This is a genomic window from Streptomyces sp. NPDC102258 (genome assembly GCF_055584685.1).
Genome location: NZ_JBVJLO010000010.1, coordinates 182030 through 198763 on the forward strand (window position 1 = coordinate 182030; position 16734 = coordinate 198763).

General features: G+C 69.7%; 15 protein-coding genes. 10 read left to right on the forward strand and 5 right to left on the reverse strand.

Annotated features, from left to right (window positions below; translation table 11 throughout):
- Positions 1-2: 2 nt before the first annotated feature.
- A complete protein-coding gene (gene nadA / locus ACZ6ZT_RS18985) occupies positions 3-1190 on the reverse strand; it encodes a quinolinate synthase NadA (protein WP_469720476.1) in 1188 nt (395 codons plus the stop codon).
- Between the two features lie 322 nt (positions 1191-1512).
- Here nadA and erpA point away from each other — a divergent pair, with 322 nt between their 5' ends.
- The gene (gene erpA, locus ACZ6ZT_RS18990; protein WP_030010511.1) at positions 1513-1869 is read left to right on the forward strand and encodes an iron-sulfur cluster insertion protein ErpA; all 357 of its coding nucleotides are present in this window, start codon (positions 1513-1515) and stop codon (positions 1867-1869) included.
- A gap of 97 nt (positions 1870-1966) precedes the next feature.
- Here the strand turns inward: erpA and ACZ6ZT_RS18995 are convergent, their stop codons facing one another.
- Positions 1967-3436 carry a hypothetical protein gene (locus tag ACZ6ZT_RS18995; RefSeq protein WP_469720478.1) on the reverse strand — a complete coding sequence of 490 codons (1470 nt, stop codon included), beginning with the start codon at positions 3434-3436 and terminating at the stop codon, positions 1967-1969.
- An 85-nt stretch (positions 3437-3521) separates the two neighbouring features.
- Positions 3522-3737 carry a hypothetical protein gene (locus ACZ6ZT_RS19000; protein ID WP_469720480.1) on the reverse strand — a complete coding sequence of 72 codons (216 nt, stop codon included), beginning with the start codon at positions 3735-3737 and terminating at the stop codon, positions 3522-3524.
- 131 nt (positions 3738-3868) lie between these two features.
- Here ACZ6ZT_RS19000 and ACZ6ZT_RS19005 point away from each other — a divergent pair, with 131 nt between their 5' ends.
- A complete protein-coding gene (locus ACZ6ZT_RS19005) occupies positions 3869-4858 on the forward strand; it encodes a carbohydrate kinase family protein (RefSeq protein ID WP_469720482.1) in 990 nt (329 codons plus the stop codon).
- Between the two features lie 647 nt (positions 4859-5505).
- Here the strand turns inward: ACZ6ZT_RS19005 and ACZ6ZT_RS19010 are convergent.
- On the reverse strand, positions 5506-6885 hold the full coding sequence (locus ACZ6ZT_RS19010; protein ID WP_469720483.1) for an aminotransferase class V-fold PLP-dependent enzyme: 1380 nt from the start codon (positions 6883-6885) through the stop codon (positions 5506-5508).
- Between the two features lie 283 nt (positions 6886-7168).
- On the opposite strand from ACZ6ZT_RS19010, the gene ctaC reads away from it, so the two are divergent.
- The 4 genes from ctaC (at position 7169) to ACZ6ZT_RS19030 (ending at position 11645) form a co-directional block, all read left to right on the forward strand.
- Complete coding sequence (gene ctaC / locus ACZ6ZT_RS19015; RefSeq protein WP_469720485.1) at positions 7169-8143, forward strand: aa3-type cytochrome oxidase subunit II; 975 nt, start codon at positions 7169-7171, stop codon at positions 8141-8143.
- Complete coding sequence (ctaD, locus tag ACZ6ZT_RS19020) at positions 8140-9870, forward strand: aa3-type cytochrome oxidase subunit I (RefSeq protein ID WP_469720487.1); 1731 nt, start codon at positions 8140-8142, stop codon at positions 9868-9870. Before ctaC ends, ctaD begins: the two co-directional genes overlap by 4 nt.
- Complete coding sequence (locus tag ACZ6ZT_RS19025; protein WP_469720489.1) at positions 9867-10265, forward strand: cytochrome c oxidase subunit 4; 399 nt, start codon at positions 9867-9869, stop codon at positions 10263-10265. The genes ctaD and ACZ6ZT_RS19025 overlap by 4 nt, the downstream gene beginning before the upstream one ends.
- A gap of 132 nt (positions 10266-10397) precedes the next feature.
- A complete protein-coding gene (locus ACZ6ZT_RS19030) occupies positions 10398-11645 on the forward strand; it encodes a L,D-transpeptidase (RefSeq protein WP_469720491.1) in 1248 nt (415 codons plus the stop codon).
- A gap of 140 nt (positions 11646-11785) precedes the next feature.
- Here ACZ6ZT_RS19030 and ACZ6ZT_RS19035 read toward each other — a convergent pair whose 3' ends face one another.
- Positions 11786-12190 carry a hypothetical protein gene (locus tag ACZ6ZT_RS19035; RefSeq protein ID WP_469720493.1) on the reverse strand — a complete coding sequence of 135 codons (405 nt, stop codon included), beginning with the start codon at positions 12188-12190 and terminating at the stop codon, positions 11786-11788.
- Between the two features lie 199 nt (positions 12191-12389).
- Here ACZ6ZT_RS19035 and ctaE point away from each other — a divergent pair, with 199 nt between their 5' ends.
- The 4 genes from ctaE (at position 12390) to qcrB (ending at position 16579) form a co-directional block, all read left to right on the forward strand.
- Entirely contained in the window at positions 12390-13010 is a 621-nt protein-coding gene (ctaE, locus tag ACZ6ZT_RS19040) for an aa3-type cytochrome oxidase subunit III (RefSeq protein WP_190182179.1), read from the forward strand.
- 76 nt (positions 13011-13086) lie between these two features.
- Positions 13087-13896: a cytochrome bc1 complex diheme cytochrome c subunit gene (gene qcrC, locus ACZ6ZT_RS19045; protein WP_469720495.1), complete on the forward strand. Its 810-nt coding sequence runs from the start codon at positions 13087-13089 to the stop codon at positions 13894-13896.
- Positions 13893-14951, forward strand: coding sequence for a cytochrome bc1 complex Rieske iron-sulfur subunit (gene qcrA, locus ACZ6ZT_RS19050; protein WP_469720497.1), 1059 nt, complete (start codon positions 13893-13895; stop codon positions 14949-14951). Before qcrC ends, qcrA begins: the two co-directional genes overlap by 4 nt.
- Positions 14948-16579, forward strand: coding sequence for a cytochrome bc1 complex cytochrome b subunit (qcrB, locus tag ACZ6ZT_RS19055; RefSeq protein WP_469720499.1), 1632 nt, complete (start codon positions 14948-14950; stop codon positions 16577-16579). The genes qcrA and qcrB overlap by 4 nt, the downstream gene beginning before the upstream one ends.
- The last annotated feature ends 155 nt before the right edge of the window (positions 16580-16734 follow it).

Here is a 16734-nt window from a genome sequence, read left to right on the forward strand (position 1 = left end):
TCCTACGGGAGGGCCAGCATCCGCTCCAGGGCGAGCTTCGCGAAGCTCTCCGTCTCGCGGTCGACCTGGATCTGGTTGACCAGGTTGCCCTCGGCCAGCGACTCCAGGGTCCAGACCAGGTGGGGGAGGTCGATGCGGTTCATGGTCGAGCAGAAGCAGACCGTCTTGTCGAGGAAGACGACTTCCTTGTCCTCGGCGGCGAAACGGTTCGCCAGGCGCCGGACCAGGTTCAGCTCGGTGCCGATCGCCCACTTGGAGCCGGCCGGGGCCGCCTCCAGCGCCTTGATGATGTACTCCGTCGAGCCGACGTAGTCCGCGGCCGCGACGACCTCGTGCCGGCACTCGGGGTGGACCAGGACGTTCACGCCGGGGATCCGGGCCCGTACGTCCTCGACCGACTCGACCGAGAAGCGGCCGTGCACCGAGCAGTGGCCGCGCCACAGGATCATCTTCGCGTTCCGCAGCTGCTCGGCGGTCAGGCCGCCGTTCGGCTTGTGCGGGTTGTAGAGCACGCAGTCGTCCAGGGACATGCCCATGTCGCGGACGGCGGTGTTGCGGCCCAGGTGCTGGTCGGGGAGGAACAGCACCTTCTCGCCCTGCTCGAACGCCCACTCCAGGGCCTTCTTCGCGTTGGACGACGTACAGATCGTGCCGCCGTGCTTGCCGGTGAAGGCCTTGATGTCGGCGGAGGAGTTCATGTACGAGACGGGGACCGTCGCACCGGCGACGCCGGCCTCGGTCAGCACGTCCCAGCACTCCGCGACCTGCTCGGCGGTGGCCATGTCGGCCATCGAGCAGCCGGCCGCGAGGTCGGGCAGGACGACCTTCTGGTCGTCCGAGGTCAGGATGTCCGCCGACTCGGCCATGAAGTGCACGCCGCAGAAGACGATGTACTCCGCCTCCGGCCTGGCGGCGGCGTCCTTGGCCAGCTTGAAGGAGTCGCCGGTGACATCGGCGAACTCGATGACCTCGTCGCGCTGGTAGTGGTGGCCGAGGATGAAGACCTTGTCCCCGAGCTTCTCCTTGGCCGCGCGGGCGCGGGCCACCAGGTCCGGGTCGGACGGCGAGGGCAGGCCGCCGGGGCACTCCACCCCGCGCTCGCTCTTGGGGTCGGCCTCACGGCCGAGCAGCAGCAGGGCGAGGGGCGTCGGCTGGACGTCCAAAGGCTGGGCGGTGGTCACGACACGCACCCTTTCTGTTCTGCGACAAGGGACTTCGGGAGAGACATCGGGCGACTTCTCGTCTATTTGACGCTATCTATCATAGCCGCTTCACGTCACTTTGACGATGCCGATAGTGTCGATGTGACGCATTCGCCCGGCCCCGGACGCGCCACTCCACCGGTCCTCCGCACGGGGTCCACCGCTCCGCCCGGGTGTGCGAGCATGAATATCTGAAACAAGGCGCCGGGCCCGGAATGAATCCGCGGGCCCGCTGGTTGCCACCGACGGCAAGAGTCCGACGTTTCCCCAGCCTCCGCCGGGGAGCCGCCCACTTCGGGAGTGAATGCAGATGTCCGTACAGGACGACAAGACCACCGTGAGCGACGGCATCCTCCTGTCCGACGCCGCCGCCGAGAAGGTCAGGACCCTCCTGGAGCAGGAAGGCCGCGATGACCTGGCGCTCCGCGTCGCCGTCCAGCCCGGTGGCTGCTCCGGCCTGCGCTACCAGCTCTTCTTCGACGAGCGCTCCCTCGACGGCGACGTCGTCAAGGACTTCGACGGCGTCAAGGTCGTGACCGACCGCATGAGCTCGCCGTACCTGCACGGCGCCTCGATCGACTTCGTCGACACCATCGAGAAGCAGGGCTTCACCATCGACAACCCGAACGCCACCGGCTCCTGCGCCTGCGGCGACTCGTTCAGCTAAACCGGGCTGACCCCGTACGGCCGAGGGCCCGGGTGCCGGACGATTTCCGTCCGGCACCCGGGCCCTCGCGCGTACCCGCTCCTTGTCGCCGGGTCCCCTACTGGCGGGGGAGTTCCTTGCCCGTCGTCGCGTCGACCACCTTGCGGTCGCCCAGCGGCTGCCCGAGCCGCGCCGTCACGGACGTCTCCTGGGCCAGCATGATGCAGGCCTGGCCCGGCTGCTTCGGGGTGTCGGTGATCTTCACCAGGACCGAGCCGCCCTCCTCGCGCGCCTCCAGGGCGTAGGTGCTGCACACGCTGCCCCAGAAGTTCACCGTCAGGGTCCGGTCGGCCTGGGCGTACGAGAACCCGGGCACGGTACGGCCCTGCGGAGGCACCGGGGCGCCGCCGCCGTCGTCCTCGCCCGCCGGACCGGCCACCGTCCGGGCCGCCCCGCCGTCCTTGCCGGCCACCTCGAACAGCCAGGCCGGGACCAGGCCCCGCCCGCCGTCGACCGTCCCCGGGGCGAGACCGAGCACGGCCCCCCGTACGGTCTCGGTCCGCGGCGGCTTCATCGGCCGCGGCTCCGGGTTGCAGGGCGGCGTGTCCGTGGCGCCGGCCGGGGTGTCCGGGGTCAGCGGGACCGAGGTCGCGCAGCCGCTCGGGCCGGGGCCGGTGCCGTCGCCGCCCTTCGCCGCCGCGTTCAGCCGGGCCAGCGCCTCGTCGGCGCCCACCACCGGCTGCTCGGCCGTCCGGACCGGGGCCTTCAGCTCGCCGCTGCCCGCCACCACCTGGGCGTCGGAGCCCACGCTGAGCTTGCTGGACCAGCCCGTGGTCGGCAGGCCGCCCACCACCGGGTCGGCGCTCACCACCCGCAGCGCGCCCTGGGTGAGGCGGGCGTCCGCCTTGGCGTCGCCCTGACCGGCCGCCGCGAGCACCGGGGCCGCGGCCGCCTTCGCCACCTCCTCGGTGACGGGCTTGGCCGAGGCGCCCGAACCGGCGACCGCCGCGCCGCCCTGGGGCAGGGTGGCCGGGCCGCAGGTGTCCTTGCCGCGCACGCAGTCGTCCCCGGCGCCGCCGCCGCCCGGGGCGCTGCCCTGGAAGCGGGAGAAGCTCCAGGAGCCGGGCGCCTTACGGGTCACCGTGAGCCGGGGCCCCGAACCGTCGGCGCCGTCTGCGGCCTGCCACTCCTCGCCGGTCAGCCGGGGCGCGCCGGAGATCCCGAGGGCCCGCGCGAGCTTCGCCACCTCCTCCGAGGTGACCTCGCCGGTCGCGGCGAAGGAGGGCGCGCCGCCCGCCGGGGCCTGGGGGAGGGGGCCCTCGGCCCGGTAGGTCACCGGGCCGCCGGAGGGATCCGGCTCGCCGGGGGCGATGCCCGGCCCCGAGGGGGACCCCGCCTCGCGCGGGGCGGCGGCCGCGCTGTCACTCGTACGGCCGCCGCCGCCCGGGGCATTGCCGCTGGCCGCCGACGCCCAGTAGGCCGTCCCGCCGCCGGCCAGCAGGACGGCGGCCGCGATCGAGCCGATGGCCCAGGACGGCCGCCGCCGTGTGGCGCGTGCTGTTTCGGTGTCGGGTTGTTCGCTGGTCACCGCTTCGCTCCTTCGCGTGGTCCCGCCGTACGTGATGCGGGTGTGACGCGGCGGTCGCGGAACCGGTTCCCTTTCCGGTCCTCCGTCAGTCCCCGTACACCGCCGTGGCGGCGATCAGGCGGGCCGAGGCGGGCGGGACGCTGATGCCGTGGATCTGGGAGGCGGTCACGCGGGCCGGGCGGGGTTCCCGGGGGGCCGGCCAGTGCGGGGCCATCCGGGCGCAGTCACCGAGCAGCCGGGCGAGGCCGGGGCGGGGGCCGGCGGGGTACTCGGCGTATCCGAAGCCATCGGTAGAGGTCATGGGGAACCGTAGGCACGCTGGAGCGGGCGAAGGAAGTCCTACTACGGGGTAGTTTCGCCGGGTCGGCCGACGGCCGCGGACCGGGTAGTTTTGACTGTCCCCTTGCCGTCCTCCGCAGGAGCGTCCACGCCGTGCGCATCGCAGTCACCGGCTCCATCGCCACCGACCACCTCATGACCTTCCCGGGCCGCTTCGCCGACCAGCTGGTCGCCGACCAGCTCCACACGGTCTCCCTCTCCTTCCTCGTCGACAACCTCGACGTCCGGCGGGGCGGTGTCGGCCCGAACATCTGCTTCGGCATGGGTCAGCTCGGCAGCCGCCCGATCCTGGTCGGCGCGGCCGGCTCGGACTTCGACGAGTACCGCGCCTGGCTGGAGCGGCACGGCGTCGACACCGCCTCCGTGCGGATCTCCGAGGTGCTGCACACCGCGCGCTTCGTGTGCACCACGGACGCCGACCACAACCAGATCGGCTCCTTCTACACCGGCGCGATGAGCGAGGCCCGGCAGATCGAGCTGAAGGCCGTCGCCGACCGGGTGGGCGGGCTGGACCTCGTCCTGATCGGCGCCGACGACCCCGAGGCGATGCTCCGCCACACGGAGGAGTGCCGCACGCGCGGGATCCCCTTCGCCGCCGACTTCTCGCAGCAGATCGCGCGGATGGACGGCGAGAACATCCGGACCCTGATGGAGGGGGCGACGTACCTCTTCTCGAACGAGTACGAGAAGGGCCTCATCGAGTCGAAGTCCGGCTGGAGCGACGCGGAGATCCTCGCGAAGGTCGGCACCCGGGTCACCACGCTGGGGGCGCGGGGCGTGCGGATCGAGCGGGCCGGGCAGGAGCCGATCGTGGTGGGCTGCCCGGAGGAGACGGCGAAGGTCGACCCGACGGGGGTCGGCGACGCGTTCCGTGCCGGGTTCCTGACGGGGCTGGGGTGGGGCGTCGGGCTGGAGCGGGCCGCGCAGGTGGGCTGCATGCTGGCCACGCTCGTCATCGAGACCCTGGGCACGCAGGAGTACACCCTGGCGCGGGCACACTTCATGGAACGCTTCACCAAGGCGTACGGCGACACCGCCGCCGCGGAGGTCCGCACCCACCTGAACGCTCCGCCGGCCGCGTAACCCCCCACCCGCCCGGCTGTCTTTCGGGCGCGCGGGGCCGCTGCCCGTGGCCGGGGCCGGTGGTCGTCTGCGGGTGGTCGCCGCTGCGCGGGGCTGTCCCCTACCCGCCCTTCCACCGTTCCCCCCTCAGTCGCCGGCGCGGCTCACTACACGCCGCTCCGCGCCCGCGCCTCAAACGCCGGCGGGGCTGGAGGGTGCCGGCGCGGCTCACCACACGCCGCTCCGCGCCCGCGCCTCAAACGCCGGCGAGGCTGGAGGTGGCCGCGCGGGTCACTACACGGCGCTTCGCGCCCGCGCCTCAAGCGCCGGCGGGGCTGGAAGTGGCCGGCGGGGCTGGGGGGTGCCGCGCGGCTTACTACACGGCGCTTCGCCTCCGCGCCTCAAACGCCAGCGGGGCTGGATTGCCCTGTGGGCAATCCAGCCGCCGCGGCGCGACCCGGCTCCTCGGCGCAACCCGTCTCCGCCGGCATAAGCCAGCCCCGCCAGGACGTTGCAGCGCCGACCGGCAAAAATCAGCCTCGCCGGCGTTTGAGGCGCGGGGGTCCGGGGGCTGGCCCCCGGCAACGGCGCGCAACGTGAGCGAGCCGCCCGGTCACATATCCAGCCCCGCCGGCGTTTGAGCCCCAGGGGGGTTCTGGCCGGCCGGGTCAGTGGAGGCGGCGGGTGGTGTAGGCCGTGCCGGTGGGGCGGGGGGATTCGCCCAGGTAGGCGTGGCCACGCAGGGCGCACCAGGCCGGGATGTCCAGGCGGGCCACCTCGTCGTCCGACAGGACGGTGACGGTGCCGCCGACCGGCACCCGGCCGATGGCGCGGGCCAGCTCGATCACCGGCTGGGGGCACCGCAGCCCCAGGGTGTCGAGCTCCAGGGACTCCGCCACCGGCGCCACCGGCGGCGGCTCCGAAACGCCGAGCTTCTCCCGGACCCCGGCCACCGCCACCGGCAGCACCTCCAGGAAGCCGTTCACCTCGTCCGCGGAGGTGCCCCGCGGCAGCGACACCCGTACGTTCCCCTCCGACAGCACCCCCATCGCCCGCAGCACATGACTGGGGGTCAGCGTGGAGCTGGTGCAGGAGGAGCCCGAGGAGACCGAGTACCCCGCCCGGTCCAGCTCGTGGAGCAGGGTCTCGCCGTCGACGTACAGGCAGGAGAAGGTCACCAGGTGCGGCAGCCGCCGGTCCGGGTCGCCCACCACCTCCACGTCCGGCACCAGCCGGGCCACTCGCCGCCGGATCCGGTCCACCAGCACCCGCAGCCGCGCCGCCTCCGCGTCGGCCTCCGCCCGTACCGCCCGCAGGGAGGCCGCCGCCGCGACGGCGGCGGGCAGGTCCACGAAGCCGGGGGAGCGGCCCGACTCCCGTTCGTCGGCGGGGTGTTGCGGGGCGAAGCGGACCCCCTTGCGGACGGCGAGGAGCCCGATCCCCGGCGGCCCGCCCCACTTGCGGGCGCTCGCGGTCAGCACCGACCAGCCCTCCGGCACCGGCCCCCAGCCCAGCGACTGCGCCGCGTCCACCAGCAGCGGCACCCCCGCCGCCGCGCAGACCCCGGCCACCTCCGCCACCGGCTGGACCGTGCCCACCTCGTGGTTGGCCGACTGGAGGCAGGCCAGGGCGGTCCCGGGGCCCAGCGCGTCGGCGTATCCGTCGGCCGAGACCGCGCCGAGCCGGTTCACCGGGACCTGCGTCACCGTGCCGCCGGACGCCGCGTGCGCGTCGGCGGCGTGCAGGACAGAACTGTGTTCGACCGCCGATACGACCAGCTGCCCGCCGACCCGCCGGCGCCCCGCCAGCGCCCCCGCGACCCCGGTGTGAACCGCGTGCGTCCCCGAAGGAGTGAACGAGAGCTCGTCCGCCCGGCACCCCACCGCCTCCGCCGCCGCCTCCCGCGCCGCGTCCAGCAGCAGCCGTGCGCGCCGCCCCTCCCGGTAGAGCCGGGCCGGGTCCGCCCAGCCCTCGTCGAGGGCGGCCTGGAGCGCCTGACGCGCCACGGGGTGCAGCGGGGCCGCTGACGCGGTGTCGAAGTAGGGCATCCGGCCACGCTAGCCGCAGGCCCCGCGCGGCCGTGGTCAGGGGCCGTCAGATGTCGTCCGGAGGCGGCCGTTCAGGGCCGGATGGACCGTCCCCCGTACGGCGGATCCATCCCTTCGGGGGCAGTAGCGGCGCGTTGGGCACCCTCCCCGCGCGACCCCAAATAGCGTCCAGTAGGGTTTGGTCCGCATAAACATCCAAACCCCTGCCTGCGTCAGGGCCGGCGACCGACCCGAACACGGCCGCGGCCGGCCGCGCGGGCCGAGACTCTCGGGAAGGCGCTACGTGAGTCCCTACGGCTCCGACCGCTCGCCGCGGCGCCCGATGCGGCGGAAGCTGCTGCAGGCGCTGACTGCGGGCGTGGTCCTGGCGACCGCCACTGGTTGCTCGTACACCTGGAAAGACTTCCCCCGCCTCGGAATGCCCACCCCGGTCACGGAGGAGGCGCCTCGCATCCTCTCCCTGTGGCAGGGATCCTGGGCGGCCGCTCTCCTTACGGGCATCCTGGTGTGGGGCCTGATCATGTGGAGCGTCATCTTCCACCGGCGTAGCCGGACGAAGATCGAGGTCCCCGCGCAGACCCGGTACAACATGCCCATCGAGGCGCTGTACACCGTGGTCCCGCTCATCATCGTCTCGGTGCTCTTCTACTTCACCGCGCGCGACGAGTCGAAGCTGCTCTCCCTCTCCGCCAAGCCGGCCCACACGATCAACGTGGTCGGCTTCCAGTGGAGCTGGGGCTTCAACTACGTCGAGAACGTCGACGGCGATGCCGCGACTCCGAAGGCCGGCGAGGTCCCGAAGGAGATCGCGACCATTCCGGACCGCTTCACCAAGGAATTCCCCGCGGGCGCCGAAGGCGTCTACGAGAAGGGCGTTCCCGGCGACCGGAACCCGGACACCAACAACCCGGGGCCGACCCTCTACCTGCCCAAGGGCGAGAAGGTCCGCTTCATCCTGTCGTCGAACGACGTCATCCACTCCTTCTGGGTGGTGCCCTTCCTGTTCAAGCAGGACGTCATCCCCGGTCACACCAATGTCTTCGAGGTCACCCCGACCCAGGAAGGCACCTTCAAGGGCAAGTGCGCCGAACTCTGTGGTGTCGACCACTCCCGGATGCTCTTCAACGTGAAGGTCGTCTCGCCGGAGAAGTACCGGGCGCACCTGAAGGAACTGGCGGAGAAGGGGCAGACCGGCTTCCTCCCCGCCGGCATCAAGCAGACTGACCCGGCCCGGAATGCGGAGCTGAACAAACTGTGAGCATCCTCAACGAATCCCAGGGTGCCGCCGCCGACTCGTATGAGAACGAGCTGCCGGTACGGCGCAAGCAGCCGGGCAATGTGGTCGTGAAGTGGATGACCACGACCGACCACAAGACCATCGGCACGATGTACCTGGTCACGTCGTTCGTGTTCTTCATCATCGGCGGCATCATGGCGCTCTTCATGCGCGCCGAGCTGGCCCGTCCGGGCACGCAGATCATGTCGAACGAACAGTTCAACCAGGCGTTCACCATGCATGGCACGATCATGCTGCTGATGTTCGCGACCCCGCTGTTCGCCGGTTTCGCCAACTGGATCATGCCGCTGCAGATCGGCGCGCCCGACGTGGCGTTCCCGCGGCTGAACATGTTCGCGTACTGGCTGTACCTCTTCGGCTCGTCCATCGCGGTGGCCGGCTTCGTCACCCCCTCGGGTGCCGCCGACTTCGGCTGGTTCGCCTACTCCCCGCTGTCGGACGCCGTCCGCTCGCCGGGCATCGGCGCCGACATGTGGATCATGGGTCTGGCCTTCTCCGGCTTCGGCACGATCCTCGGCTCGGTCAACTTCATCACCACGATCATCTGCATGCGCGCTCCCGGCATGACGATGTTCCGCATGCCGATCTTCACCTGGAACGTGCTGCTGACCGGTGTCCTGGTCCTGCTCGCCTTCCCGGTGCTCGCCGCCGCGCTCTTCGCGCTGGAGGCCGACAGGAAGTTCGGTGCGCACGTCTTCGACGCGGCCAACGGCGGCGCCTTGCTATGGCAACACCTCTTCTGGTTCTTCGGACACCCAGAGGTGTACATCATCGCGTTGCCGTTCTTCGGAATCATCTCCGAAGTGATCCCGGTCTTCTCGCGCAAGCCGATGTTCGGTTACATCGGCCTGATCGCGGCGACGATCTCGATCGCCGGCCTGTCGGTCACCGTGTGGGCCCACCACATGTACGTCACCGGTGGTGTGCTGCTGCCGTTCTTCTCGTTCATGACCTTCCTGATCGCGGTCCCGACCGGTGTGAAGTTCTTCAACTGGATCGGCACCATGTGGAAGGGCTCGCTGTCCTTCGAGACCCCGATGCTCTGGGCCGTCGGCTTCCTGATCACCTTCACCTTCGGTGGTCTGACCGGCGTCATCCTGGCCTCGCCCCCGATGGACTTCCACGTCTCCGACTCGTACTTCGTCGTCGCGCACTTCCACTACGTCATCTTCGGCACCGTGGTCTTCGCGATGTTCTCCGGCTTCCACTTCTGGTGGCCGAAGTTCACGGGCAAGATGCTGGACGAGCGCCTCGGCAAGATCACCTTCTGGACGCTGTTCGTGGGCTTCCACGGCACCTTCCTGGTGCAGCACTGGCTGGGTGTCGAGGGCATGCCGCGCCGTTACGCGGACTACCTCGCGGCCGACGGGTTCACGACGCTGAACACGATCTCCACGATCAGCTCGTTCCTGCTGGGCCTGTCGATGCTGCCCTTCATGTACAACGTCTGGAAGACGGCGAAGTACGGCAAGAAGGTCGAGGTCGACGACCCGTGGGGCTACGGCCGCTCGCTGGAGTGGGCGACGTCCTGCCCGCCGCCGCGGCACAACTTCCTCACCCTGCCGCGCATCCGCAGCGAATCCCCGGCGTTCGACCTGCACCACCCGGAGATCGCCGCCCTCGACCACCTCGCGGACCACAGCGCCGGCACCAAGGCCGTCACCGGTGGCAAGGAGGCCGGCAAGTGAAGATCCAGGGCAAGATGTTCCTCTGGCTCGCCGCCTTCATCCTGATCATGACCGTCGTGTACGGCGTGTGGTCCAGGGAGCCGGTCGGCACCACCGCGCTCGCGCTGGCCTTCGGCCTGAGCGCCATGATCGGCTACTACCTGGCCTTCACGGCCCGGCGCGTGGACCAGATGGCCCAGGACAACCTGGAGGCCGACGTCGCCGACGAGGCGGGCGAGCTGGGATTCTTCTCCCCGCACAGCTGGCAGCCGCTCTCGCTGGCGATCGGTGGCGCCTTCGCCTTCATGGGCGTCATCTTCGGCTGGTGGCTGATGTACTTCTCGGCGCCGCTGATCCTGATCGGCCTGTGGGGCTGGGTGTACGAGTACTACCGCGGCGAGAACGCGAACCAGTAGCCGTTCGCCGCACCCGCGTGACAGCCTGACCGTGTGACCTGAGGGGCCCGGACACCTTTTCGGAGGAGTCCGGGCCCCTCGTTTGCAGTCACCAGCGCGCCGTAATTGTCATACCTTCATAGCGTTGGCTCCATGAAGCACTCACCGCGTCTTTGGACGGTACTCAGCTGCTCCCTGCTGGTCGCGTCCCTCGGGGCCGGCGCCACCGCATGCGGGTCCGGCGAGAAGAACCCGCTGTCAGCCCGCCCGTACGACGCGGGTGAGCACGTCTCCTTCAACGAGGCCACCGGCGGCCGCCCCGCCGACCCGGACAAGCCGCTCGAAGTCACCGTCAAGGGCACGACGGCGCGCATCACCGACGTGACGGCCGTGGACACCCACGGACGGCGCCTGGCGGGCGAACTCTCCGCCAAGGGGGACCGCTGGCACAGCACCGCTCCCCTGGCCGCCGGCGTGCGCTACACGGTCACCGTGAGCACGGAGGACGAGCGGGGCGCTCCAGGGCAGCGCACGCTGACGTTCGACACCACCCCGGCCAAGAAGGTCCTCAAGGTCGATTTCGGCCCGGACGAGGGCAAGTACGGCGTCGGACAGCCCATCACGGCCGAACTCAACGAGCCGGTCAAGGACAAGGCCGCCCGGGCGATCGTGGAACGGTCCCTGGTCGTCGACACCCCCGACCACGTCGAGGGCGCCTGGTACTGGGTGGACGACAAGAACCTCCACTTCCGGCCCAAGGACTACTGGCCGGCCCACTCCACCGTCTCCGTACGGAGCAACCTGGAGGGCGTGCGGATCTCCGACGAACTCCACGGCGCGGCCTCCAAGCCGCTCACCCTGGAGATCGGGGACCGGGTGGAGGTCACCACGGACGCCTCCTCGCACTACCTCACGTTCGAGCGCAACGGAGAAGTGATCAACACCATTCCGGTGACCACCGGGAAGCCCGGCTTCTCCACCCGCAACGGGGTCAAGGTGGTGCTGGGCAAGCAGTACTTCGTCCAGATGCGCGGGGACACCGTCGGTATCGGCGGCAGCGAGTACTACAACCTGCCCGTCTACTACGCCACCCGGGTGACGTGGAGCGGGGAGTACGTGCACGCCGCGCCGTGGTCGGTCGGCTCCCAGGGCTACGAGAACGTCAGCCACGGGTGCACCGGCATGAGCACCGGCAACGCCGCCTGGTTCTACGAGAACATCACCGAGGGCGACATCGTACGTGTGATCAACAGCATCGGCGAAGACATGGACACCTTCGGCAACGGCTTCGGCGACTGGAACATGGACTGGAAGGACTGGCGCGAGGGCAGCGCCCTCCTCAAGGGCACCCAGGAGGGCCGCAGCCCCATGGACCAGGCCCGCCTCCGGCCGCAGGTCTGATGGCCGGCTCCGCCCGCGGAGCCGCCCCCGCCGCCGGGGAGGGCGTACGCCCCCGGGACGCGCCGCTCGGCGCGCGTCCCCCGGGCGCCCGCCCTCCGCGCCGGCGCGGGTCCCCGCGGCCCGCCCGGCCGGAGAGCGGCTCAGGCCGCGCTGGAGGCCAGCCGGGCCCGCAGGACACGCGCGAGGGCCTCCGGGAACTCCACCGGGTCCACCGGAAGGGTGACAGCGGCGTCCGCGCGGCTCCAGGTGGCCAGCCAGGCGTCCTGGGGGCGTCCCATCAGCAGCAGCACCGGAGGGCACCGGAAGACCTCGTCCTTGATCTGGCGGCACACGCCCATGCCCCCGGCCGGGGCGGCCTCGCCGTCCAGCACGCAGGCGTCGACGCCGCCCGCGTCCAGCGCCGCCAGGACCGCAGGAAGCGTTGCGCACTCCAGGAACTCCACCGGCGGCAGGTCCGCCGCCGGCCTGCGCCCGGCCGCCAGCCGCACCTGCTCCCGGGTGCCCGCGTCGTCGCTGTAGACCAGAACCCGCGCAGTCGCCCGCATTTCGTTCCTCCACGTGTCACGTGAATCACGTTGATGTTGCGCGGGATGCTACTCCGTCCGACCGGCCGTCAACATCGGTTCCGCCACCCTCGGACAAGACGCCGAGGGGGCGATCTGATGGGCCGTTCGGGCCTTGCACACGCCGCTGACACTCCGAACGGCACCCCCCGGGGTGAGGGCGGGATAAGCGACCGACATAATGTCGGTCGTGGCGACAGCAACGACAGTAGATACCGGGCACGCGCACCCGACGGTCAACCGGCCGAACCTCGTCAGCGTCGGAACCATCATCTGGTTGAGTTCCGAGCTGATGTTCTTCGCGGCCCTCTTCGCGATGTACTTCACCCTGCGATCAGTGACGGGTGCCGAGTACTGGACAGAGCAGGCTTCGGCCTTGAATCTGCCCTTCTCGGCGACGAACACGACGATCCTGGTGCTCTCCTCGCTCACCTGCCAGCTCGGCGTATTCGCCGCCGAGCGCGGTGACGTGAAGAAGCTCCGGACGTGGTTCATCATCACGTTCGTCATGGGTGCGATCTTCATCGGCGGTCAGGTCTTCGAGTACACCGAGCTGGTCAAGCACGAGGGCATGTCTCTCAAGTCAGGCCCGTACGGCTCGGTGTTCTACCTGACCACCGGCTTCCACGGTCTGCACGTGACGGGCGGTCTCATCGCCTTCCTGCTGGTCCTCGGCCGGACGTACGCGGCCAAGAGGTTCACCCACGAACAGGCCACGTCGGCCATCGTCGTGTCCTACTACTGGCACTTCGTCGATGTCGTCTGGATCGGCCTCTTCGCGACGATCTACCTGATCAAGTAGCGAACACGTCGCCGGGCCCGGCCCGGCACTCCATCCAGAAACACCGACGCAGAAGATCCTGACACCGGGGTAATCCGTGAAAAAGCTCTCCGCACGACGACGCCATCCGCTGGCGGCGGTCGTCGTTCTACTCTTCGCGCTGGCGGTCACGGGGGGGCTGTACGCCGCCTTCGCGCCCGCGGGCAAGGCGCAGGCCGATGAAACCGCCCAGTCCCTCGCCATCGAGGAGGGCAAGAAGCTGTACGCCGTGGGTTGCGCAAGCTGCCACGGGACCGGCGGTCAGGGTTCCACTGACGGCCCCAGCCTGGTCGGCGTCGGCTCCGCGGCCGTCGACTTCCAGGTGAGCACGGGCCGCATGCCGGCCCAGCAGCCCGGCGCCCAGATCCCCAAGAAGCCGGTCGTCTACACCCAGGCGCAGATCGACCAGCTCGCGGCGTACGTCTCCTCCCTCGGTGCCGGCCCGATCGTGCCGACCGAGAAGCAGTACGACCCGGCCGGTGCCGACATCGCCAACGGTGGCGTCCTGTTCCGCAACAACTGCGCGCAGTGCCACAACTTCACCGGCGAGGGCGGCGCCCTGACGAACGGCAAGTACGCCCCGAACCTCGAGGGCGTCGAGCCGAAGCACATCTACGAGGCCATGCTCACCGGCCCGCAGAACATGCCCTCCTTCCCCGACAGCACCATGCCGGAGAAGCAGAAGAAGGACATCATCGCGTACCTCCAGAACGTCAACGGCGATAAGTCGACCAGCCCCGGTGGCCTCAAGCTCGGCGGCCTCGGCCCCGTCTCCGAGGGTCTGTTCGGCTGGATCTTCGGTCTGGGTGCGCTGATCGCTGTCGCCGTCTGGGTCGCGGCCCACACCGCTAAGGCCAAGAAGTCATGAGTAGCCAAGACATTCCCGAAGAGAAGCACCTGCCGAGCGAGCAGGGCGACGCGCACCACGGTGGCGTGGCGGTCGCGGACGCACCGTTCGCCGACCCGGGCCTTCCGGTCCACAAGCCGCGCATCCAGGACATCGACGAGCGGGCCGCCAAGCGGTCCGAGCGCACGGTGGCGATGCTGTTCACGCTGTCGATGCTGGCCACGATCGGCTTCATCGCCTCGTACGTGACCCTCCCGGTCGACAAGATCGTCTACATCTTCCCCATCGGGAAGGTGAGCGCGCTGAACTTCGCGCTCGGTCTGACGCTGGGCACGGCCCTCTTCTGCATCGGCGCGGGCGCGGTCCACTGGGCCCGCACCCTGATGTCCGACGTGGAGGTCGCCGACGAGCGCCACGCCATCGCGGCGGCGCCGGAGGTCAAGGCGAAGGTCCTGCAGGACTTCGCCGACGGCGCGAACGAGTCCGGCATCGGCCGCCGCCCGCTGATCCGCAACACGATGCTGGGCGCGCTGGCCATGCTGCCGCTGTCCGCCGTGATGATCCTGCGCGACCTCGGGCCGCTGCCCGAGGACAAGCTGCGCAAGACCGTGTGGGCCAAGGGCAAGCTGCTGATCAACGACAACACGAACGAGCCGCTGCGTCCCGAGGACGTGCTCGTCGGGTCGCTGACCTTCGCCCGGCCGGAAGGCCTGGAGGAGGACCAGCACGACTTCCAGACGCAGATCGCCAAGGCCGCCCTGATGATCGTCCGGATCAAGCCGGAGGACATCAAGGACAAGCAGGAGCTGGAGTGGTCCCACGAGGGGATCGTGGCCTACTCCAAGATCTGCACCCACGTCGGCTGCCCCATCAGCCTGTACGAGCAGCAGACGCACCACGTGCTCTGCCCGTGCCACCAGTCCACCTTCGACCTCTCCGACGGCGCCCGAGTCATCTTCGGCCCGGCCGGTCACGCGCTTCCGCAGCTGCGGATCGGCGTCAATGACGAAGGCTTCCTCGAAGCGCAGGGCGACTTCGAAGAGCCCGTCGGTCCTGCTTTCTGGGAGCGCGGATGAGCACTGCCACCGAATCCAACACGGCGCGCAAAGCGCCGGCCGGCGAGCGCGTAGCGGACTGGGCGGACGGCCGCCTGGGCATCTACAGCCTGGCCAAGTCCAACATGCGCAAGATCTTCCCGGACCACTGGTCCTTCATGCTGGGTGAGATCTGCCTCTACAGCTTCATCATCATCATCCTCACGGGTGTGTACCTGACGCTGTTCTTCCACCCGAGCATGAACGAGGTCGTGTACCACGGCTCGTACGTGCCGATGCAGGGCGTCCAGATGTCCGAGGCCTTCGCCTCGACCCTGGACATCAGCTTCGACGTCCGCGGCGGTCTGCTCATCCGGCAGATCCACCACTGGGCGGCGCTGATCTTCGTCGCGGCCATGCTCGTGCACATGATGCGCGTCTTCTTCACGGGCGCCTTCCGCAAGCCGCGCGAGGTCAACTGGGTCTTCGGCTTCCTGCTGCTGGTCCTCGGCATGTTCACCGGTTTCACCGGTTACTCCCTGCCGGACGACCTGCTCTCGGGCACCGGTGTCCGCTTCATGGAGGGCGCGATCCTGTCCGTGCCGATCGTCGGCACGTACCTGTCGTTCTTCCTCTTCGGCGGCGAGTTCCCCGGCGGCGACTTCGTCGCCCGGTTCTACTCGATCCACATCCTGCTGCTGCCCGGCATCATGATGGGCCTGCTGGTGGCCCACCTGATCCTGGTCTTCTACCACAAGCACACCCAGTTCGCGGGTCCCGGCAAGACGAACAACAACGTCGTCGGCATGCCGCTGCTGCCGGTCTACATGGCCAAGGCCGGAGGCTTCTTCTTCCTGGTCTTCGGTGTCATCGCGGCCATCGCGGCGCTCGCGTCGATCAACCCGATCTGGGCGCTGGGCCCGTACCGCCCGGACCACGTGTCCACCGGTGCGCAGCCCGACTGGTACATGGGCTTCTCCGAGGGCCTGATCCGTGCCATGCCGGGCTGGGAGATCAACCTGTGGGGCCACACGCTCGTCCTGGGCGTGTTCGTACCGCTGGTGATCTTCCCGCTGATCCTGGTCGCGATCGCGGTCTACCCGTTCATCGAGTCCTGGGTCACCGGGGACAAGAACGAGCACCACATCCTGGACCGCCCGCGCAACGTTCCGACCCGTACGGCCTTCGGTGTCGCCTGGCTCACCTGGTACGTGATCCTGCTGATCGCGGGCGGCAACGACATGTTCGCGCAGTACTTCCACCTGTCGATCAACTCGATCACGTGGTTCGCGCGGATCGGCTTCTTCGTGGGCCCGGTCGTCGCCTTCGTCATCACCAAGCGGATCTGCCTCGGCCTCCAGCGCCGGGACCACGACAAGGTGCTGCACGGCCGGGAGACCGGCGTCATCAAGCGCCTGCCGCACGGTGAGTTCGTCGAGGTCCACGAGCCGCTCTCGCAGGGCCAGCTGCACACCCTCACCTCGCACACGCAGTACGAGCCGATCGAGATCGGCCCGACGGTCGACGAGAACGGTGTCGAGCGCAAGGTGAAGGCCACGGAGAAGCTCCGCGCGAAGCTCAGCAAGGGCTTCTACGGGGAGAACACCCACATTCCGAAGCCCACGGTGGAGGAGTACAAGGAGATCCAGAGCGGCCACGGCCACCACTGATCTCCGGCAGGACCATTCGAGGGATCGGTTCCGGCCCATCCCGGTGTCGCCACGGTGAGAGCCCCGTCCAGTGTCTGGACGGGGCTCTTCGCCGTCTGCGGGCCTGGATAGGCTGGCCTCCGCACCCATTCGACGTGGAACTTTTCCGAGCAGCA